This window comes from Pleomorphomonas oryzae DSM 16300, from assembly GCF_000422965.1.
GTDB classification, from domain to species: Bacteria; Pseudomonadota; Alphaproteobacteria; order Rhizobiales; family Pleomorphomonadaceae; genus Pleomorphomonas; species Pleomorphomonas oryzae.
In genome coordinates this window covers 1-19,821 of the sequence record NZ_AUHB01000019.1, presented here as the reverse complement: position 1 = coordinate 19,821, position 19,821 = coordinate 1, and the positions used below count along the sequence as shown (strand labels likewise).

General features: G+C 62.7%; 23 protein-coding genes and 1 tRNA gene. 14 read left to right on the top strand and 10 right to left on the bottom strand.

The genetic code is table 11. The features are described 5' to 3' along the window. Positions 1-292 precede the first annotated feature (292 nt). From G522_RS0122240 to G522_RS30320, 7 genes are all read right to left on the bottom strand, one after another. Positions 293-1,066: a ferredoxin--NADP reductase gene (locus G522_RS0122240; protein ID WP_210162968.1), complete on the bottom strand. Its 774-nt coding sequence runs from the start codon at positions 1,064-1,066 to the stop codon at positions 293-295. 294 nt (positions 1,067-1,360) lie between these two features. Continuing rightward, on the bottom strand, positions 1,361-1,663 hold the full coding sequence (locus G522_RS0122235) for a hypothetical protein (protein WP_026792918.1): 303 nt from the start codon (positions 1,661-1,663) through the stop codon (positions 1,361-1,363). A gap of 130 nt (positions 1,664-1,793) precedes the next feature. Next, entirely contained in the window at positions 1,794-2,528 is a 735-nt protein-coding gene (gene hisA, locus G522_RS0122230; RefSeq protein WP_026792917.1) for a 1-(5-phosphoribosyl)-5-[(5-phosphoribosylamino)methylideneamino]imidazole-4-carboxamide isomerase, read from the bottom strand. Beyond that, positions 2,525-3,172 carry an imidazole glycerol phosphate synthase subunit HisH gene (gene hisH, locus G522_RS0122225; protein WP_026792916.1) on the bottom strand — a complete coding sequence of 216 codons (648 nt, stop codon included), beginning with the start codon at positions 3,170-3,172 and terminating at the stop codon, positions 2,525-2,527. The genes hisA and hisH overlap by 4 nt, the downstream gene beginning before the upstream one ends. Next, positions 3,169-3,642, bottom strand: coding sequence for a DUF2628 domain-containing protein (locus G522_RS0122220; protein WP_026792915.1), 474 nt, complete (start codon positions 3,640-3,642; stop codon positions 3,169-3,171). The genes hisH and G522_RS0122220 overlap by 4 nt, the downstream gene beginning before the upstream one ends. A gap of 11 nt (positions 3,643-3,653) precedes the next feature. Then, positions 3,654-4,247, bottom strand: coding sequence for an imidazoleglycerol-phosphate dehydratase HisB (gene hisB / locus G522_RS0122215; protein ID WP_026792914.1), 594 nt, complete (start codon positions 4,245-4,247; stop codon positions 3,654-3,656). A 113-nt stretch (positions 4,248-4,360) separates the two neighbouring features. Next, on the bottom strand, positions 4,361-4,588 hold the full coding sequence (locus G522_RS30320; RefSeq protein WP_169453581.1) for a hypothetical protein: 228 nt from the start codon (positions 4,586-4,588) through the stop codon (positions 4,361-4,363). On the opposite strand from G522_RS30320, the gene G522_RS0122210 reads away from it, so the two are divergent. Then, positions 4,587-5,927, top strand: a complete 1,341-nt coding sequence (locus tag G522_RS0122210) for an MFS transporter (RefSeq protein WP_210162964.1) — start codon at positions 4,587-4,589, stop codon at positions 5,925-5,927. The genes G522_RS30320 and G522_RS0122210 overlap by 2 nt on opposite strands. On the opposite strand, the gene queG is transcribed toward G522_RS0122210, so the two are convergent. Together queG and G522_RS0122200 are read right to left on the bottom strand one after the other, a co-directional pair. After that, complete coding sequence (gene queG, locus G522_RS28230) at positions 5,905-6,948, bottom strand: tRNA epoxyqueuosine(34) reductase QueG (RefSeq protein WP_051229082.1); 1,044 nt, start codon at positions 6,946-6,948, stop codon at positions 5,905-5,907. The two genes, G522_RS0122210 and queG, sit on opposite strands and share 23 nt — an antisense overlap. A 21-nt stretch (positions 6,949-6,969) precedes the next feature. Then, positions 6,970-7,662 (bottom strand): glutathione S-transferase family protein, encoded by a 693-nt coding sequence (locus tag G522_RS0122200; RefSeq protein ID WP_026792912.1) that lies wholly within the window; start codon positions 7,660-7,662, stop codon positions 6,970-6,972. 206 nt (positions 7,663-7,868) lie between these two features. On the opposite strand from G522_RS0122200, the gene G522_RS0122195 reads away from it, so the two are divergent. Beyond that, complete coding sequence (locus G522_RS0122195) at positions 7,869-8,678, top strand: undecaprenyl-diphosphate phosphatase (RefSeq protein WP_026792911.1); 810 nt, start codon at positions 7,869-7,871, stop codon at positions 8,676-8,678. 10 nt (positions 8,679-8,688) lie between these two features. Here the strand turns inward: G522_RS0122195 and G522_RS0122190 are convergent, their stop codons facing one another. After that, positions 8,689-9,669, bottom strand: a complete 981-nt coding sequence (locus G522_RS0122190) for a complex I NDUFA9 subunit family protein (protein ID WP_026792910.1) — start codon at positions 9,667-9,669, stop codon at positions 8,689-8,691. Between the two features lie 221 nt (positions 9,670-9,890). Here G522_RS0122190 and G522_RS0122185 point away from each other — a divergent pair. The 12 genes from G522_RS0122185 (at position 9,891) to G522_RS0122130 (ending at position 19,721) form a co-directional block, all read left to right on the top strand. Continuing rightward, positions 9,891-9,975, top strand: a tRNA-Leu gene (locus tag G522_RS0122185). A gap of 399 nt (positions 9,976-10,374) precedes the next feature. After that, positions 10,375-10,989, top strand: coding sequence for a ribonuclease D (locus tag G522_RS0122180; RefSeq protein WP_026792909.1), 615 nt, complete (start codon positions 10,375-10,377; stop codon positions 10,987-10,989). Positions 10,990-11,250: 261 nt separating this feature from the next. After that, positions 11,251-11,994: an LPS export ABC transporter periplasmic protein LptC gene (gene lptC / locus G522_RS0122175; protein WP_026792908.1), complete on the top strand. Its 744-nt coding sequence runs from the start codon at positions 11,251-11,253 to the stop codon at positions 11,992-11,994. Positions 11,995-12,073: 79 nt separating this feature from the next. After that, positions 12,074-12,643: a lipopolysaccharide transport periplasmic protein LptA gene (lptA, locus tag G522_RS0122170; RefSeq protein WP_051229080.1), complete on the top strand. Its 570-nt coding sequence runs from the start codon at positions 12,074-12,076 to the stop codon at positions 12,641-12,643. A gap of 58 nt (positions 12,644-12,701) precedes the next feature. Further along, complete coding sequence (gene lptB / locus G522_RS28225) at positions 12,702-13,448, top strand: LPS export ABC transporter ATP-binding protein (RefSeq protein WP_051229105.1); 747 nt, start codon at positions 12,702-12,704, stop codon at positions 13,446-13,448. Between the two features lie 104 nt (positions 13,449-13,552). After that, the gene (gene rpoN / locus G522_RS0122160; RefSeq protein ID WP_026792906.1) at positions 13,553-15,070 is read left to right on the top strand and encodes an RNA polymerase factor sigma-54; all 1,518 of its coding nucleotides are present in this window, start codon (positions 13,553-13,555) and stop codon (positions 15,068-15,070) included. A 345-nt stretch (positions 15,071-15,415) separates the two neighbouring features. After that, a complete protein-coding gene (gene hpf, locus G522_RS0122155) occupies positions 15,416-16,021 on the top strand; it encodes a ribosome hibernation-promoting factor, HPF/YfiA family (RefSeq protein WP_026792905.1) in 606 nt (201 codons plus the stop codon). A 91-nt stretch (positions 16,022-16,112) separates the two neighbouring features. Continuing rightward, positions 16,113-16,577, top strand: a complete 465-nt coding sequence (ptsN, locus tag G522_RS0122150; RefSeq protein WP_026792904.1) for a PTS IIA-like nitrogen regulatory protein PtsN — start codon at positions 16,113-16,115, stop codon at positions 16,575-16,577. A 142-nt stretch (positions 16,578-16,719) separates the two neighbouring features. Next, positions 16,720-17,223: an MmcB family DNA repair protein gene (locus G522_RS0122145; RefSeq protein WP_026792903.1), complete on the top strand. Its 504-nt coding sequence runs from the start codon at positions 16,720-16,722 to the stop codon at positions 17,221-17,223. 184 nt (positions 17,224-17,407) lie between these two features. Next, a complete protein-coding gene (locus tag G522_RS28220) occupies positions 17,408-18,805 on the top strand; it encodes a polyhydroxyalkanoate depolymerase (RefSeq protein WP_169453582.1) in 1,398 nt (465 codons plus the stop codon). A gap of 90 nt (positions 18,806-18,895) precedes the next feature. Continuing rightward, entirely contained in the window at positions 18,896-19,324 is a 429-nt protein-coding gene (locus tag G522_RS0122135) for an Hsp20 family protein (protein ID WP_026792902.1), read from the top strand. Between the two features lie 121 nt (positions 19,325-19,445). Further along, the gene (locus G522_RS0122130) at positions 19,446-19,721 is read left to right on the top strand and encodes a BQ00720 family protein (protein ID WP_425414090.1); all 276 of its coding nucleotides are present in this window, start codon (positions 19,446-19,448) and stop codon (positions 19,719-19,721) included. Positions 19,722-19,821 lie beyond the last annotated feature (100 nt).

Here is a 19,821-nt window from a genome sequence, read left to right as displayed (position 1 = left end):
GCGGCAGTGAAGCAATGGGTCTCGCCCTTCCAGAACAAAGCCCCGCAATACCCGTCTTTCTCCAGTGACGGTGCTTCGGAAGCTTTCCTCCCCTCCCGGAGTCTTCATGCGAAACTTCTTCGCCCGCGTAGCGGATCCTGTCGGGCGACCTTGCCGAGAGATCCGATAGGCTGAAGCAGGGTGTGGCCGGCTTTATTGCCATGCTGAAATCCGCTTGATCTCTCCACATCGCAAACAAAAAGGGCGTCCCGAGGGGCGCCCTTTTCATTGATCGCCGTTTGAAAGCAGACGCTCAGCCGACGAAAGCGCGCTCGACCACGAAGGTATTGGGGGCGTTGTTGGCACCCTCGACAAGGCCGAAATGCTCGAGACGGTCCTTGGTATCCTTGATCATCGCCATCGAGCCGCAGATCATGGCCCGATCGATAGCGGGATCGAAGGGCGGGACATTAAGGTCGGAGAACAGCTTGCCGGAATCGATGAGGTCGGTGACGCGGCCCTGACGCGGATGCGGCTCGCGCGTCGCTGCATCATAAAGGCGGAGCTTGCCGGCGGCGAGCTCGCCGAGGAACTCATGGTTGACGACGTCGTCGTAAAGTTCGCGAGCATAAGCCAGTTCCGCCACCTCACGACAGGTCTGGACGAGGATAACCTCCTCGAACTTCTCGTAAACGTCGGGATCTCGGATCAGGCTGGCGAAGGGCGCAACGCCGGTGCCGGTCGACAGAAGATAAAGCCGCTTGCCAGGCAACAGCGCGTCGATCACCAGCGTTCCCGTCGGCTTCTTGCGCATCAGGATAGTGTCGCCAACCTTGACCTTCTGCAGGTGTTCGGTGAGCGGGCCGCCCGGCACCTTGATGGAGAAGAACTCGAGTTCGTCATCCCAGGCGGGGCTTGCTACCGAATAGGCGCGAAAGACCGGCCGCTCGGCATTGGGCAGGCCGATCATCACGAACTCACCGGAGCGGAAGCGAAAGCTGGCCGGACGCGTCGTGCGGAAGCGGAATAATCGATCGGTATAGTGTCGAACCTCGGTCACTGTCTCGGTAAAGACATTGTCGGGAATCGGGAAGGCTTGGGCGCCTTCGGCGCCAGTCGCAACGGTCGAGGTATAGGCGTTCAAGGTCGGCTTCCTCTGCCAGTGCACATTAGGCCGCAACCGACGCGGATCACGCCGACAGATCAGGGCCACATGCGGGTGATAACACCCGCACCTCTTCTAGATGAAGCAAACGAGTTGCAAATTCCAGTCATTCCCAGGAAAAAACCGCCGAAAGCTGCCGACATAGCTGCATGGCAGGATTGCACGGCGAGCTCTGAAGACCGGAAAGCGATTCGGCCGGGCCTTACCTGTGCCCGATCAGCGAAGCGCGGCAGCGCCGGTCCGAGAGGGCCGGGCGTGCTTGGCGGAGGCCTCATGCGCCTCGGAGGCCGGACGCGACAGGCCGGCACGCACCGTCAGCGCGGCGAAGGCGGCAAGCTCAAAAGCCGTGACAGCCAGAACGACCGACAGGGCGATCTGCCAACTGGGCAAGGCCAGCACGGCTGCGCCAACGCCGGCGCCACAGGCCACGATCGGCGCGAGGAGGATGAGCGGGAGCAGGCGCACACGCACGCCGGCCACGAACCCCATCAGACCCGACATCGCGACAATGAACAGCATGGCCATACTCCGGACAAACACCGATGCCCCGACTATGGCAGGCCGCGCTTAGGACTCGCTTACAAAAATAGCTCAATTTTGATTGAATTCGTCGCGACCCCTCATCACGATCTCGAGGGCCCGAGATGGATCAGACTTTGGCCAGCCGGGTAAGGGCGGCACTGGGATCCAAGCGTCCGTCATAAAGCGCACGCCCGGTGATGGCGCCGTCGAGCACAGCCGCTTCCGGCTGGCAGAGCGCTTCGATATCGTCCATCGAAGCGAGACCGCCGGAGGCGATCACCGGGATCGACACAGCTCTGGCCAGCGCCAGCGTCGCCTTGAGGTTGAGCCCCTTCAGCACGCCGTCGCGATCGATATCGGTATAGACGATAGCGGCAACGCCGGCGTCCTCGAAGCGACCGGCCAATTCAATGACGGTGAGTTCAGCGCTTTCCGCCCAGCCCTCCACGGCGACCTTGCCGCCGCGCGCATCGATGCCGACCACAACGCGCCCCGGAAAGGCTTTCGCGGCGGCTTTCACCAAACCCGGATCGCGCAGAGCGACAGTGCCGAGAATGACGCGGGAAATGCCCTTGCCGAGCCATGCCTCGATGGCGGCCATGTCCCGAATGCCACCGCCAAGCTGGACGCGCATTCCCGGCATCACTGCCGCAAGGATCGCATCGACCGCCTCACCGTTGACCGAGCGGCCGGCGAAGGCGCCATTGAGGTCGACGACGTGCAGCCAGGGAAAGCCGATATCCTGGAAGGCGCGGGCCTGCGCCGCCGGATCGGCGTTGTAGACCGTGGCGGCATTCATGTCGCCGAGCTTCAAGCGAACGCAGACGCCGTCCTTGAGATCGATGGCGGGGTACAGAATCACGGGCGCCACCTCAGGAAGTTGGCAATGAGGCCGAGACCAAGCGTCTGACTCTTCTCGGGATGGAATTGGGTGCCGGCGATGTTGTCGCGGCCGACCATGGCGGTAACCGGACCGCCGTAATCGGCCACGGCGATCAGGGCGCCGGTTTCGCGCAACGTCATGTGATAGCTATGCACGAAATAGGCATGCAGGCCTTTGTCGCCAGTCGGCAGCCCCTCGAGCAGGGCATGGGGCCGAACCAGATCGATGGTGTTCCAGCCCATGTGCGGCACCTTGAGGGAAGGGTCGCCAGGCTTGATCGGCTCGACATCGCCGTCGATCCAACCGAGGCCTTCGGTCACTGTCTTTTCAAGACCGCGCTGCGCCATCAGCTGCATGCCAACGCAGATGCCGAGAAACGGACGCCCCTTACCGATGACCGTCTCGGTCAGCGCCTCGATCATGCCGGGAACGGCCGCAAGGCCCGCCTTGCAGTCAGCAAAGGCGCCGACACCCGGCAGCACGACGCGATCGGCGGCCCGCACGGCGCCCGGGTCGGACGTGACCAGGATAGTATCGCCGTTGCCATCACGGGCCGCCCGTTCGAAAGCCTTGGCGGCCGACCGCAAATTGCCGGATCCATAATCGATAATGGCAACCGTCATGGCCGCGCTCCGCTTTCCGGGAAGAGGCCGAGCACGCCCGGCGGGACGCTTCTGGCGGGATGAAGAACCGGAGGCACTGGCGGCGGAACTGGAGAAGGCTGGCTGAGCCAGCTGTCGAAAAAGCGCCGCTCGGCTGCCTCGCGGCTTTGCCCTTCGACGACGCCAGCTTCCCGGAAACCACGCAACGCCAGGGTCAGACGGCGGATATCGTTGGCGGCGACGCCGGTGGCCAGCGCCAGGATCAACTCGAGGCCACCACTGGTGACTGGCCCGAGCCAACGCTCGGCAACGCTGATCAGCGCCGCAACCACCAGCCAACCGACGAGGCCCAGCCATTCGCGGTGCCTCAGGAACCAAAGCGGCCCGAACAGCAGAGCCCAGAAAGCAAAGCCGTCGCGCACGAAGACGGCGCGGTCGGCTGTGACTTCCGACGCGGCGTTGCCCGGCAAATGAACGCTGAAGATGGCCATTGTTGCCTCCGTCAGGCTTCGAGCACGCCCTTGGTCGACGGCACACGGCCGCCTTGGGCCGGATCAACGGCGATGGCGAAGCGCAGAGCGCGGGCCAACGCCTTGAAGCAGCTTTCGGCAATATGGTGGTCGTTCGAACCATAGAAGGTTTCGACATGCAGCGTCAGCCCGGCCTGCATGGCAAAGGCACGGAACCATTCCTCGATGAGCTGGGTGTCGAAGCTGCCGATCTTCGGCGCGTGAAACGCCGTGCGAAAGACCAGATAAGGCCGGCCGGAAATGTCAACGATAACCCGGGACAACGCTTCGTCGAGCGGCAGCGTCACGTCGGCGTAGCGGGTGATACCGGCCTTGTCGCCAAGCGCCGTGCGAAAGCACTGGCCGAGCGCGATGCCGACGTCCTCTACGGTGTGATGGTCGTCGATATGGAGGTCGCCCTTCGCCTTGATGTCGAGATCGATCAGGCCATGGCGGGCGATCTGGGTCAGCATATGGTCGAAGAAGCCGACACCGGTGGAGATGTCGGCCTCGCCACGACCATCAAGGTCGAGGCGGACGGAAATCTCGGTTTCGCGGGTCGAGCGGCTGAGGCTGGCCGTACGCATGGCTCGCTGTCACTCCTTCGGCGGGGATAATCGGCTTCTATCAGGGGTGGGACGAAATGGAAACGGGAAATGCCGCCAATCGGACCGTGTCCTCGCCGGAGCCGCGCTCTCTTTCACCGAACATTGAATGAAGCCTGTCGCATCCGGCCTGTCCTTTTGGCATTCAATGTCGCATGAGAGGGACCAACACTGCCAAACGACCACCAGATCCGGGCGTCGTCGGTCCACCATCTTCTCCCTGCTTTGCGTTCGTCGATGATCGACATACCTGCCCTTTCCTCCGATTCGTCCGCCCGGTATTCACCGGCCGTCGCGCTCACCATGGCGGCGATCGGCTTCATGCAGATCCTCGACAGCGCCATCATCAATACGTCGCTGCCGACCATGGCGCGTACGTTTGGCGTGACAACGATCGATCTCTCGCTGGCCGTCACTGCCTATGTGCTTGCAGCCGCCGCGGCGTCGCCACTGGCCAATTGGTTGTCGGACCGACTCGGGGCGAGGAGCGTACTGTTGGCGGCGCTCGCCGCCTTTACGCTGTCGTCGGTCTGGTGTGCGCTCTGTCAAACACTGCCCGAGCTGATCGTCGCCCGTGTCGTCCAGGGCGTGGGCGGCGCCCTGTTGTTGCCGGTGGGAACCGCAGTGGTGATGCGCCGCGCCGCCGGCACGGATTTCGTGCGCGCCACCGCGCTGATGGTCTGGCCGGCTCTGATGGCGCCAATCGTCGGACCGGTGATCGGCGGCTTCATCACCGAACACCTCAGCTGGCGCTGGAACTTCTGGCTCAACCTGCCGCTCGGCGTCTGCGGGATGCTGGCGATTCTCAAGCTGGTGCCGAACGAGCGCGAGATCGGCGGCCGGCGGCTCGATGTGGCCGGCTTCCTTTTGTGCGCCGCCAGCCTGACGACATTGCTCGCCGGATTCCAACGTTCCGCCGAAGCCGGCAGCGAGCGCGTGGTTGCGCTCACCATGATCGGCGTTGGCGCTGTCCTCGGTGCCGCCGCCGTCCATCACCTGAGGCGATATCCCGAGCCACTGCTGAGGCTTGGCGCGTTGTCTCGGCCGAGCCTCAGTTATGCCTTCCATCCCGGTGGGCTCTATCGCGTCTTGTTCTCGGCCGCTCCCTTCCTGTTGCCGCTGTGGTTTCAGCTCGGCTTCGGGTTGTCACCGGCGGCGGCCGGCCTGTGGGTGCTCGTCTACTTCGTCGGCAATCTCGGCATCAAATTCATCACCACACCGCTCATGCGACGGTTCGGCTTTCGCAATGTCCTCGTCGGTGACGGCATTCTGGTGGCCTTGTCGATGGTGGCTTGTGCTCTGGTCGGCTCTCTCGATCAGCCCCTTGTCGTTGTGCTGATCCTGCTCTTTGCCGGCAGTGTCCGCTCGGTGCAACTGACCACCTTGACGACATTGGCCTTCGCCGACGTACCCGGCGCCGAGCGTGGCAACGCCTCCAACCTGATCGCCATGATGCAGCAGGCGACCCAGGCCGCCGGCGTGGCGGTCGCTGCCTTCAGCCTGTCGGCCCTGCAAATTGTCCTGGGTCGTGGGGACATCGGCCTCCCGGAACTCCAGGGCACCTTTTGGATCATGGCGGCGCTGGCTCTTGTCGGTGCCATCGTCGCGCTGCGTGTTCCCGATGCATTCGGCCGTGAGGTCAGCGGAGCCGGCGGTCGCTAGTCTCTTGCGACGGGAAGCGATCGAGCGCCCACCTGGCCGCTTCCGCCACGACCGGATCGGGGTCGTCGAGCAGGGGTTTCAGCGCTGGAATCAAGGATGGATCGCCGGAATTGCCGATGGCGATCGCCACATTGCGGACGAAGCGATTACGGCCGATGCGTTTCACCGGCGAGCCGGTGAACAGGACCCGAAACTGGGCATCGTCCAGTGCCGCGAGCATGGCAAGCGACGGCGCAGTCAGCTCGGGACGCGGCCGCAGCTTCATCTCGGCTGCCTCGCTGGCAAACTTATTCCAGGGGCAGACGGCGAGACAGTCGTCGCAGCCATAGATGCGATTGCCGATCAGCGGCTTCAGCTCTTCGGGAATGGGGCCGGCGTGTTCGATGGTGAGATAGGAGATGCACCGCCGCGCGTCGATTTGATAGGGCTCCGGCAGGGCACCGGTCGGACAGGCATCGAGGCAGCGCCGACAGGCTCCGCACCGATCGGTCGCCGGCTCGTCCGGCGGTAGCTCGGCGGCCGAAAGAATGACGCCGAGAAACAGCCAGGAGCCGAAGTCGCGCGAGACGAGGTTGGTATGCTTGCCCTGCCAACCGACGCCGGCCAGCGCGGCAAGCGGCTTTTCCATCAGCGGGGCGGTATCGACGAAGACCTTGACGTCGGCGCCCGTATCGCGGGCGATCAGGCCCGCCACATCCTTGAGGCGTCCCTTCACGATATCATGGTAATCGCGGTGGCGCGCATAGACGGAAATGTTGCCGACGGCGGACTTTGCGAGATTGGCGAGCGGGTCGCTGTCCGGGCCGTAGTTCATGGCCAGCACGACGGCCGACCGTGCCTCGGGCCATAGCACGCGCGGGTCGGCCCGCCGTTCGAGCGTCTCCTCCATCCAGGCCATGGAACCATGACGGCCGAGATCGACGAAGGCGCGCAAACGACGCGCGGCGTCACCCAGGCGATCGACCGGTGCAACGCCGATCGCCGAAAATCCGAGGTCGCGGGCGCGGGCCCGCCAGTTCAAGGCGCCCTCCCCAAGGCGGGCTCAAAAATCGAGATCGGTGTAGATCGGCGCGGCCGGCAGACCAGCCAGGCGGTCGGCAAGCAGCGTTCGGAAGGTCGGGCGCGACTTGATCCGGGCATACCAATATTTGGCATTGAGATCCTCGTCCCAAGGAACATCGCCGACGTAGTCAACGACCGACAGTTCGGCGGCGGCAGCGAGGTCGGCAAAGGTCAGCTGCTCGCCGGACAGCCAGTTACGCGAGCCCGACAGCCAGCCGATGTAGTGAAGATGATGCTTGATGTTGACGCGGGCAACCCGGAGCACCTGATTATCCGGTGAGCCGCCGCCCAATTCCCGCGGCAGCTCCAGCTTCATGATCTTTTCATGCTGGAAATACTGAACGGCTTCGTCGTGCGTCTTGTGTAGGAACCAGTCGACGAGACGACGCATTTCGGCGCGTGCCTCGGGATGATTGGGCATCAGGCGGCGGTCGCCGAGCGCATAGCCGCGCGTTTCATCGATATATTCCATGATCGGACCGGAGCCGACGATCGGCGGGCCATCGTTCTCGATCAGAACGGGCACGTTGCCGGCAGGATTGAGCTCAAGGAATTCCGGCCGCCGCTCCCAGCTTTTTTCGGCAATGAGCTCCACCTTGGCGTCGTGCTCGGCCAGCATCAGCCGGACGAAGCGCGACGTGGTGGAAAATGGATGGTGATAGAGCTTGAGCATCGTAAACCCGAAGCGCCGGCGCCGCCGACATCAAGACAAGAGGATGGTAATGGATCGCCAGGGTTATCCAGCGGCGCCCCGTACCCTTCCGATTCGGAACGGCGGCGGAGCTGCGAGGCTGGCCTATAGAGCCGACGCCATGTATGAACAACTGGTTACCAGTTTACCTCATTCGCCCAACCCTTTTTGAACGAAAGCATCGCGACATGGATCTAGCGGGCCTCATTCAAGCGCTTCTCCTCGGCATCATTGAAGGTATCACCGAGTTTCTGCCCATTTCCAGCACCGGGCATCTCATCATTGCCGAGCAGTGGCTCGGCGCCCGGTCCGATATGTTCAACATCGTCATCCAGGCCGGTGCCATATTGGCGGTGACGGTGATCTACTGGCAGCGGCTCCTCGGGTTCCTGATCAATTGGCGCGACCCGGAGACAAGGCTCTATCTTGGCAAACTGATCGTTGCTTTCCTCGTCACGTCCGTGCTGGGCCTCATTGCCAAGAAGCTTGGCTTCAAGCTGCCTGAAACCGTGGTGCCAATTGCCTGGGCTCTGGTGATCGGCGGTTTCTGGATGATTCTCGCGGAACACTTCGCAGCCGGACGGCCGGAGAGCCGCCGCATCAGTTGGACGACCGCGGTGGTGGTCGGCATAGCGCAGGTGGTAGCCGGCGTCTTTCCCGGCACATCGCGCTCGGCAGCGACCATTTTTTCGGCCATGCTGCTGGGCACCGGCAACCGGGCGGCCGCCACCGAGTTCGCCTTTCTCGTCGGCATTCCCACCATGTACGCGGCCAGCGCCTTCGAGATCATCGCCACGCTGAAAGACGGCGCCGCCTCAGCCAACGAAAATTGGCTCGCCCTGGCAATTGCCTTTGTCGCTTCGGCGATCACTGCCTTCATTTCGGTCAAGTGGCTGCTGGGCTACATCCAGACCAACCGCTTCACCGTCTTTGCCGTCTATCGCGTTCTACTCGGCGGACTGCTGTTCGCCTTGATCCTGACCGGCTGGGTCAACTGACCCGTCGGCCTCAGGCCGACGCGCCGTCCCGGTCGTATTGCCCGTGTGGGCGGAAACGCACGGCATATTCAGGCAGCACCGCGCCGAGTGATGTCGGCGCGATGCCGAACGCCTCGAATGTGCGGCCCTCGCCAATGGCGGCGGCCGACACCACGCTTCCCGCCTTCAAGAGCTCGACCTGGTCGGGCGTTAGCGGTGCGCCGGGCAACCAGGCGGTAAGGCGGGCAGCCAGTGCGGCCAGACCGAAGGGAACTGTCAGGAGGCGCGGCCGACGGCCGGTCTCCGCAAGCAAGCGCTCGATGATGGCGCGGAAGGTCAGTACCTCGGGTCCCCCCAATTCGTAGATGCGCCCACCGGTGATCTGGGCTTCGACGGCAGAGGCAATCGCCTCGGCGACATCGGTAACGAGCACCGGCTGCAGAAGTGTGAGACCACCGCCGATCAGCGGCAGTATCGGGCTGCGCGCTGCAAGCTCGCCGAACATATTGATGAAATGATCGTCAGGTCCGAACACCACGGACGGCCGCAACACCACCGCATCCGGCACGACGTCGAGCACCGCGGCCTCGCCGGCTGCCTTGGTGCGGGCATAGATGGATCTCGAAGCGGCATCTGCACCGATGGCCGAAACATGGACAAGCCGAGAAATACCGGCGGCAGCCGTCGCCTCGGCAACGGCACGGGCGCCAAAGGCCTGCACGGCGGCGTGGGTCTGACGGCCAGAGGCCGAGAGAATGCCCACTAAGTTGACGACGGCGTCGGCGCCGCTCACTGCCCGGTCCACCGAGGCGCGATAGCGCAGATTGGCCTGCATCGGCATGATCTGCCCGACGCCCCCAAGCGGCTGCAGGTGAGTCGCCAGATCGGGCCGACGGCAGACGGCGCGAATGCGCCAGTCGCGCTTGGCCAACGCCCGTACGACATGACGGCCGAGAAAGCCGGAGGCGCCGAAGATGGTGACAATCGGCTTTTCTTCCCGAACGAGGGGCATAACGATCCCTTCCTGCGTAGGTTGCGACGGCAATCGAGGTCGTCGTCCGTTGTGGACGAGCCGAACCTGCAAAACCAAATTATTACGGCAGGATGCGGCGCTCTGTACATACCGGACCGCGTAGCATTCCGTAGCCGACGGAATTCATCGGCAGGGATTGAAATGGCGGTTGACAACACCGCGCCGACCCCGTATTCACCCCGCCAGCCGACGACCCCTGTGCCCAGGTGGCGGAATTGGTAGACGCGCACGGTTCAGGTCCGTGTGCCGCGAGGCGTGAAGGTTCGAGTCCTTTCCTGGGCACCATCGTCGATCTCTAGGGATCGACGGGAAGTCGCCGTTCCGTTACCGAATGCCGTTGAATAACCTGCCTTTGGGCAGGTTTTTTAATACCTGGGCCTCATCGCGGGGGTACCCGAGCGGCACACTTGGGCTTTGCTTCGAAAAGGCGGTTATCCCGTTGCTGTGCGAGGACCACTCCGCAGACCGCGTCCACCTCCAGGCCGCCGGAAGGGCACCCCACCGGAACTCTCAGCCTGGCGACGACAATGGCATAATTTTCTTGCACTCGGACGCCCGGCATCCGCATATACGGCGAACTGTTTCCCAAGGACCGGGGGCTGCGCCGCCGGCCGTTTTCACGCATCCATCCTTTGGAAGGTCGAGCGACTTTTGGACGGATGTGTCAGCTCGCAGAGTTTTGCCATGACCATCCGCCTTCACACCGGCGACCTTCCCGATCTCGACGCCTACGGCGATGTCATCGCCATCGACACCGAAACCCTCGGGCTCAAGCCGCACCGCGATCGGCTCTGCGTCGTGCAACTGTCGCCGGGCGACGGTTCGGCCGACGTGGTACAGATCGCTAAGGGGCAGACCGCAGCACCCAACCTTGTCCGTCTGCTCACCGATCCCAGGCGCATCAAGGTGTTTCACTTTGCCCGTTTCGATATCGCCGTCTTGAAGCAGACCTTCGGCATAACCGTCACGCCTCTGTTCTGCACCAAGATCGCATCGCGTCTCACCCGTACCTATACCGACCGGCACGGCCTGAAGGACGTCACCAAGGAGCTCCTTGGTATCGACATTTCCAAGGCGCAGCAGTCGTCGGACTGGGGGGCGACGACGCTCAGCCAGGCCCAGCTCGAGTACGCCGCCTCCGACGTGCTCAACCTTCACGCGCTCCGGCAGCGGCTTCTGTCCATGCTTGAGCGCGAGGGCCGCCTGGAGATGGCGGAGGCCTGCTTCCGCTTTCTGCCGACACGCGCCGATCTTGACCTTGCCGGCTGGGGCGAAGAGGATATCTTCGCCCACAGCTGAATGGCTTAAGGGCGCGCGGTTTTTGCCACCACGCGGTGCAAGAAACTCGCGGCAATTGGGTCAAGAAATAGTAAAGCAATCGCTTGCGAGCAATGGCTTGAATGTGATCGCAGCCCACTCGCGGTACGGCAAGCGTTGGTTTATCTTTATGTTTAGAGTTCGCCGGATAGAACAGGAGCCGGCCTTTGCCTGCGGCATAGCGGCCGACGGGCATCGTTGAGGCTAAAGACGGAGGTCCCGTCCGCAAAACGGGTACGAAGGATGACTGATATCGCGGCGAACCGCGCTTTCGATGGCGACGGCATGGAACCGTTTGACGGGTCCACGCGCGCTGGGCTGTTTGCAACGGCGGCACGAGCGAGCCGGCGGGTTCGTCGTTTGCGTTTTTTGCTGCCTACCGTCGGCGCGCTGCTTTTTGCGCTGGTGATCGTGGCGACGGTGATCACGCGTATCTCCATCAGCCTCAGTATCGGTGATTTGAAGATCACAACCGACGGTCTTGCCATGGACGCGCCGCATCTCTCCGGCAGCGACGGCAAGGGGCGCACCTATACGGTGAGCGCGGCAAGCGCCGTGCAGGATCTCACGGATACGCGCATCATTCGCCTCAAGGGCATTGAGGCAAGTGTGATTCAGACCGATGGCAGCCAAGCACACCTTCTTGCCGACACGGGTGTCTATGATTCCGCGGCGCAGAAACTGGTACTCAAGGAGAATATCCGGCTGGCCAATTCCGACGGTTCGGACGGCTTGCTGAGTCGTGCGGAGATTGACCTCAATACCGGTTCGCTGACCTCGGACAGTCCAGTCGCGTTCTCATCCCGCCTTGGAAAGATCAATGCCGATACGATGGGCGTCGAAAAGAAGGCCGGCACGGTGACCTTCTCGGGTGGCGTTCACATGACCGTCGATCCGGCTGCCACCTCAAATGGCGCAGGCAAAACACTTCCCGGTCAGACGGAACGACCTGGCAAAAAAGAAACCATTCTTAATTCAACCCCTTAAATATGTTTGGGTGGTTCGGGGCGCATCGACCTGAGCCAAACCGTTCTAGCCGCCTCGATGAGGCAGAAGGCAACTGAAGATGACGGTCCGCATGCCCCGCTCCAGCCTCCTCCGCCGGGCCGCCATGGCCGGCTTGCTCATCGGCCTCGCCGTTGGACCGGCTGCCGCCGTGGAACAAACGGCCAAGCTGCCGACAACGACCTATCAAGGCCTCGGCATGTCCTCCGACCAGCCGATCCAGTTCGAATCGGAACAGCTCGAGGTCCACGATCAGGACAAGACGGCGGTGTTTACCGGCCACGTCATCGTCCGCCAGGGGACGACGGTGCTCAAGACCGACCGCCTCACGGTATTCTACCAGGGTTCACCGACAGGACAGGGGCCGCAGCAGGTCAGCCGTCTCGAGGCGAAGGGCAATGTGCTCGTTACCTCGCCCAACCAGACGGCGAGCGGCGACAATGGTACCTTCGACACCGCGGCCAATACGATCCTGCTCACGGACAATGTCGTGCTCACCCAGGGCGACAACGTCATTCGCGGGCCGAAGCTATTGATCGACATCAACACCAGCCAAGCGAAAATGCTCGGTGGGCGGGTACAGATGCTGATCGCGCCGAAGTCGCTCGACACCAAGAACACCAAGGGCTGACATTCCTCTTTTGCCGGATACCTGAGCCTTGCTGAAGCATTTTGCCCAGACCGAGAGCCTGCCGCTTCCCGAAGCGGCCGACACATCCGATCTCGCCGTCTTCAATCTCGTCAAAACCTTCGGCCAGCGGCCGGTGGTGTGTGGCGTTTCCATGCAGGTGCGGCGCGGCGAGGCTGTCGGTCTTCTGGGCCCCAATGGCGCCGGTAAGACCACGCTGTTCTACATGATCACCGGGCTGATCCCGGCCAACGGTGGCAGCATCTTCCTCGATGGCCACGACATAACCGGATATCCGATGTTCCGCCGAGCTCGGCTCGGCATCGGCTATCTGCCGCAGGAAGCCTCCATCTTCCGTGGCCTGACGGTCGAGAATAACATCCGCGCCGTGCTGGAACTGGTCGAGCCGAACCGGGACGCCCGGGAAGCCGAGCTCGACGCCCTCCTCGACGAGTTCCACCTCACTCATTTGCGCCGCCAGCCGGCCATCGCTCTATCTGGTGGCGAGCGGCGGCGCGCCGAAATTGCCCGCGCGCTGGCCAGCCGGCCGGTGTTCATGCTGCTTGATGAGCCTTTCGCCGGCGTCGACCCGATCGCGGTGGGCGATATCCAGGCTTTGGTGCGCCACCTGACGGGGCGCGGCATCGGCGTCCTGATCACCGACCACAACGTGCGTGAGACGCTCGGCCTTATCGATCGCGCCTATATCCTGCATTCCGGCATGCTGCTGGTAGAGGGAACGCCCGACGACATCATTTCCGATGCCGACGCACGTCGCGTTTACCTCGGCGAGCAATTTACCCTTTGATGCTGCCCCCTGCCTAGGTTATGAAGCAAGAAGCGGACCATCTTTGGCCGCTTTATTGACTTTCATGGCTTCCGCTTTGGGGCGGAATGGACGGGAGTTGCTCGATGGCGCTGTCGGCGCGGCTTGAACTGAGACAAAGCCAGTCGCTGGTGATGACGCCGCAGCTGATGCAGGCCATCAAGCTGCTTCAGCTCTCCAATATGGATCTCATCACCTACGTCGAGCAGGAACTCGAGCGCAATCCGCTGCTGGAGCGCGTGGACGACGGTGACGGCGAAGCACCCGCCGTTGAACCGACCGACACCGATCTGCCGGCGCGGGCCGACGCTCCGGACTGGTTCGAGACGGAAGGCGCTCCCAGTTCCGAACGGGTGTCCAACGTCCTCGATACCGATATCAGCAATGTCTACCCCGACGATGCCGGCCAGCCCGAGCGGCCGGCGCTTGACGTCGGTGCGCTAGCCGGTGGCGACTGGTCTTCGGTCGGTCGCGGCGGCACGGGCGAGGACTACAGCCTCGAAAGCTTCGTCGCCGGCGAAATCAGCCTTACCGACCATCTCGCCGAGCAGCTGGCCGTGGCCATTACCGATCCGGCCTTGCGTCTCATCGGCCATGATCTCATCGACCAGGTAGACGAGGCCGGCTACCTCAGGGCCGACCTCGCGGCCACCGCCGAGCGGCTGGGAGCCCCGCTTTCCGATATCGAGAAAGTGGTTGCGATCCTTCAAACCTTCGAACCCACCGGAATCTGCGCCCGCAGCCTTGCCGAATGCCTGGGGTTGCAGCTGGCTGAGAAAGACCGCCTCGACCCGGCAATGCAATCGCTGCTCGGTCATCTTGATCTTCTTGCCCGGCGCGAACTTGCGGCGCTCAAGCGCCTCTGTGGTGTAGATGACGAAGATCTGGGCGACATGATCAAGGAGATCCTGGCACTCGACCCAAAACCAGGCCATGCCTTCGGTTCGACGCAGGTGCAGACAGTGGTGCCGGACGTCATGGTCCAGCCGGCCAGCGACGGCGGGTGGACCGTGGAGCTCAACACCGATACGTTGCCGAAGGTGCTGGTTAACCAGATCTATTACGCGGAAGTGTCGAAGACCGCCCGCGACGAGGAAAAGACCTATCTCGGCGAGTGCTTCCAGTCGGCCAACTGGCTGACCAAGAGCCTGGATCAGCGGGCCAAGACCATTATGAAAGTGGCAACCGAGATCGTTCGTCAACAGGACGGTTTCCTGACCCACGGCGTGGCCCACCTCCGGCCGCTCAATCTTCGGATGATCGCCGACGCCATCGGCATGCATGAATCGACCGTGTCGCGCGTCACGTCGAACAAGTACATGGCAACGACGCGCGGCATCTTCGAGCTCAAATATTTCTTCACGTCATCGATCGCCTCATCCGAGGGCGGCGACGCCCACTCGGCCGAAGCGGTGCGCCACCGCATCCGGCAATTGATCGACGGCGAAACCGCCGACGACGTGCTTTCCGACGACACGCTCGTCAAAATGTTGCGTGACGACGGCATCGACATTGCCCGTCGCACAGTGGCCAAGTATCGGGAAGCGTTGCGTATTCCCTCCTCGGTTCAGCGCCGCCGCCTGAAGCAGCTTGCCGGCGCGTGAAATCACTGTAACCTTTCCTAAATCAGGGCTCATCCGGAAGGTGGATTGATATCGCCACCGGCCGACGCCAAATCTCAAGTAGGCGGGTGCGTCGCCCGATCACGCCAGCTCAGGGAGGTTTCTTCCACGTTCCGCTTCACAATTTGACCGGCGCTCCCCAGCTGGCAACAGCGGGGCAAAGGTGAAGCGACACCAGCATTCCACCGGCGAGACGGAAAGCCGCGCCCCCGCTCGCCAGTGCCGGCAAGAGGCCCGCCTTAAACGGGTAGCCGGAGACGCAGGCACCGAGCGGAGTTTTCCACCGGCGCCCCGTCGCTTCAAAAAGCGCGAGAAACGAGGACTCTGATGCCGCTTCGTATTACCGGAAAGAACGTCGACATCGGCCAAGCGCTTCGCGACCACATCACCACCCGCACCGCAGAGGAACTCGGCAAATATTACGACGAGTCCTTCACCGGCCATGTCGTGGTGCAGAAGGAGGGCAAGGCCTACATTGTCGACTGCTCGATCCAGCTCGCCTCCGGCACGACCCTGCAATCTCGCGGCGAGGATTTCGAGGCTTATCCGGCGGCCGAAAAGGCCGTAGAGCGAATCGGCAAACGGATGCGGCGCCACAAGCGCAAGCTCAAAAACTTCAAGGGTGGCGAATCGGCAGCCGGCGACCAGACGCCGGGCGGCCGCTCCTGGGACGACATCGATGCCCAGGCAACGGTATTCGCCGCGTTTGACGACGAGGAGCTTGGCGAGGACTTCGCCCCGGCTGTGGTGGCGGAAACCACGCAAAAGATCCGGACCATGAGCGTCGGCTCGGCTGTCAGCGAGCTCGACTTTACCGGCGCGCCGCTGGTGATGTTTCGCAACGCCGGCAACGGTGGCGTCAACGTCGTCTACCGACGCAATGACGGGAATATCGGCTGGATCGATCCCTCCCTCAATGAAATCGCCGGATAACGGGGCTCATCCCATCTGTCTTTTCGTTATCTAGACCTATATGAAGGCGAGGGTCGGGCTACCGACCCTCCGCCAAACCTGGAACAAGACGATGGATCTGAGCGACCTCCTGGTGATCGACGCAATCCTGCCGCGGCTCAAATCCGCCAACAAGAAGCAGGCGCTACAGGAGATGGCCGCCAAGGCCGCAGTTCTTACCGGACGAGACGAGCGTGATATCTTCGAGACGCTGATGCAACGGGAGAAGCTCGGCTCGACCGGCGTGGGCCATGGCGTCGCGATCCCACATGGCAAGCTTGCCGGCCTTGATCGGTTGGTTGGTGTCTTTGCGCTCCTCGACCGATCGATCGATTTCGATTCCCTCGACGGCGAACCGGTTGACGTGATGTTCCTGCTGCTGGCGCCGGAAAGCGCCGGTGCCGATCACCTCAAAGCTCTCGCCCGTATTGCCCGCATTCTGCGCGATGACGAGACGGTCGCCAAACTCAGGGCTGCCGACGACGCCGCGGCAATGTACGCGCTGCTCACGGTGAACGTTCGTTCCGACGCCGCCTGAGGCCGCCGCTCCGCTCTCCATCGAATTTCGGTCCGTCGATAGCCCGGGGCAGTTCCCGTCCGGGGCTGCCGAATGTTGCGCCGCGTTCGGGTGCGCCTGTTGATTTTCAGAAACAAATCATGAACAATGACGGCGGAGACTGATGATGCCCCTGCCGACCGCCGCCTTTCCTTCCCCGATCGAAAACTTTGTCAACGATGGCCGTCAGTCGGAAAACGCTCGCCTCGTACAGCGAGGTGTCGGCCGGCTGCTGGCCGGTCACGGCTTTTCCGTTCTTTACGAGTTGCCGCTCGCTTCCAGTCGGCGAGCCGATGTGACCGCGCTTGGCGCAAACGGCGACATCTTCATTGTCGAGATCAAATCGTCGGTTGAAGATTTTCGCGCCGATCGCAAATGGCCCGACTATCGGCTTCACTGCGACCAGCTGTTTTTTGCGACCCATGCCGGCGTACCTGCCGAGATCTTTCCTGAGGAAGCCGGGTTGATCGTTGCCGATGGTTACGGCGGCGCCATCTTGAGAGAAGCGCCCATTCATCGACTCGCAGCGGCGACGCGTCGGGCAATGACACTGCGCTTTGCCCAAGTGGCTGCGAGACGCATCCAGCAACTCATCGACCCGCAACTGCCCGATATGGGAGCGTTCTGACTATCCCTTCGTAGGGTGGCAGACGGAAGTCTATGCCCAAAACACCATTTCAACGGCTCCGCCGCGACTAAGAGCGGGGGTGTCGACGCTTGCTGTCACGGAGGCGAGCGCTATCCTTTCCATGACTGACAATGAAGCGGCGGGGGGACCGGCGGGGGACGATACTGACCGCTTGGAGGAGGGCGTGCCATTTTATCATAGCTATTCCGGATTGGTGTCCGGCCGGGAGCAGCCACCTGATCGCCGGCCGCCGGCAGCCTCAGGTCCATCTGCAGATCTCTATGCCCGTGCCGCCCGCCGCTATTATCATCCGACGTTCAATTTCGGAACGACGGTGGTGTCGGGTGTGCGTGGGCCGGTCTTCGAGCGGATCGTTCATGTCGCGCCTTTCTGGACATTGACCGCCTTCGATCGCGCGCCAATAGACCCCGATGCGGATGTTCCTTGCGTGCTGGTATTGCCGCCCTATGCCGGGCACTGCCCGACGCTTGTCCGCGATACGGTAGCGGCTTTTCTGCCCGGCCATGCTGTTTATGTCGCCGGCTGGGCCGACGCCCGACATGTGCCGCTCTCGGCTGGAGCGTTCGGGCTTGGTGAGGCCATAGAAGCAGTTGCCGACATGGTGGCTGAGATCGGTAGGGCCGTACATGTGGTGGCGGTTACGGAGGCAGGTGTGCTCGCCGTCGCTGCAGCGGCCCTGCTCAGCGGGCGTGGCTATCCGCCCGCCACGCTGACGCTGATCGGCGGTCCGGTCGATTGTCGTGCCGATCATGCGGGACTCGCGGCAAGCGCCACCGCACGGGGGCTCGACTGGTTCATGAGGGCGGTCATCGCCCCTGTGCCGCCGCCCTTCGAGGGAGCCTATCGCGAGGTCTTTCCCGGCTTCTTTACCCTCACCGGTTTCCTGACTCGCAGTCTCGACAGCTCGCTCTCCGATCCCAAGGAGCTATTTTCCAGCTTGATCATTGGTGACGGAGATAGTGCCGACGGCCGCCGCTTCTTCTTCGACGAGTTCCTGGCGGTCATGGATGTGCCTGCGGAATTTATGCTGCAATGGATTGAGGCGGTGCTCATCAACCGTCCCTTTGTTCCCGATCCCAGCCAACCGCGCCTGTCACACGCGACGCCGCCGCTTGCCGGCATACCACTGATGACGGTCGAGGCCGGGAGTGATGCCTTTGGCGGCGGCGGCCAGACCCATGCAGCTCACACGCTGACCGGCATGTCGGCCGAAGGCTGTCGTCACACAGAAGAGCGGGCCGGGCGCTTTGCCCTGTTCAGCGGTGCTCGCTGGCGCGCCTCTATATTCCCGCGCGTCGCCGACTTCATCGCCGGCCAGGTTGGTCTGCCCAAGCCCCCTCAGATCGCGCAAGCCGAGGATCTTCTCGCACTTTCCGGCCTCACTCCGGCATTCATCGCCCGGCTCAATCGGGAAGGCTTCTATTTCCGGCGGCAGCTCGCCCGGCTCGATGAAACCGCGGCCAGTCTTCTGGACCGGCGGCTCGGCACCGAGGCCCATCCGCTCGCCGCCGAGTTGGCCCGCGAAGCCCGCCGTCAGCTAGCCGAAGCCGGACGGTCTTGAACGGCAACGGAGGCAACGCCATATTGAACGCTGGACACTGGGTGCCTCAGGGGCCCGGTCAAGGTCGCTTCGTTGCGAGGACTTTGAAACATGACGAGATTGGCAGGCTTCTCGAGCCCGTTCCTTTTGGGCTTCGACGAGATCGAGCGGGCGCTCGACCGAGTGTCGAAGGCAGCAAATGACGGCTACCCCCCCTATAATATCGAGCGTATCGAACGTGACTCCCCAGAAGGAGACGTTCTGCGCATCACACTGGCTGTCGCCGGTTTCACGCGCGAGCAACTCGAAGTTTCCGTCGAAGAAAACCAACTGGTGATCCGTGGGCGGCAGGCGGATGACAAATCCCGCCTCTATCTTCACCGTGGCATCGCGGCACGGCAATTCCAACGCACGTTCGTGTTGGCCGAGGGCATTGAAATCCTGGGTGCCGACCTCCGGAACGGCCTCTTGTCGATCGACCTGATACGCCCGCCGCTTGAACGGGTGATCCGCCGGATCGAGATCAACGCCGAGGACTGACGATAAACGCGCCAGTCACCTTTTCCCGCTAGACTGTATTTCAGACCCCGACCGCCAATGCCGCGGGCGGCGTCTTCCCCCTGTTCGGTCTTGAGCCGGCGCGGGGGAAAGGAGTGATGCGATGGCTTCTTTCACCAAGAACACTTCCGCCGACGATCGGAAGATCATGCCCGATGCCGCCTTCCGCGAGCTCGGTGGTGGCAGGATGGCCTATCTGCGCCGCGTCTCCTCTGATGACGTGATGGCAGCCCATCCCGGCTATCTAGATCTCAGGCCCGGCATGAAGCTGTGGGCGCTGCATTCGGCCGACGGGCAACCGATCATGTTGACCGATAGCCGCGAAGCGGCCATCGCCAACGCCACAGAGGCCGACCTGACGCCGATGATGGTACACTGACCGGATCTAGATGTGAGCTTTCAGGAGGTTGTCCATTCGGAGCGGATTTTGGAGACTGGAGTTACCACACCTCAGTTTTCCAGGATCGCCCCGAATGAAC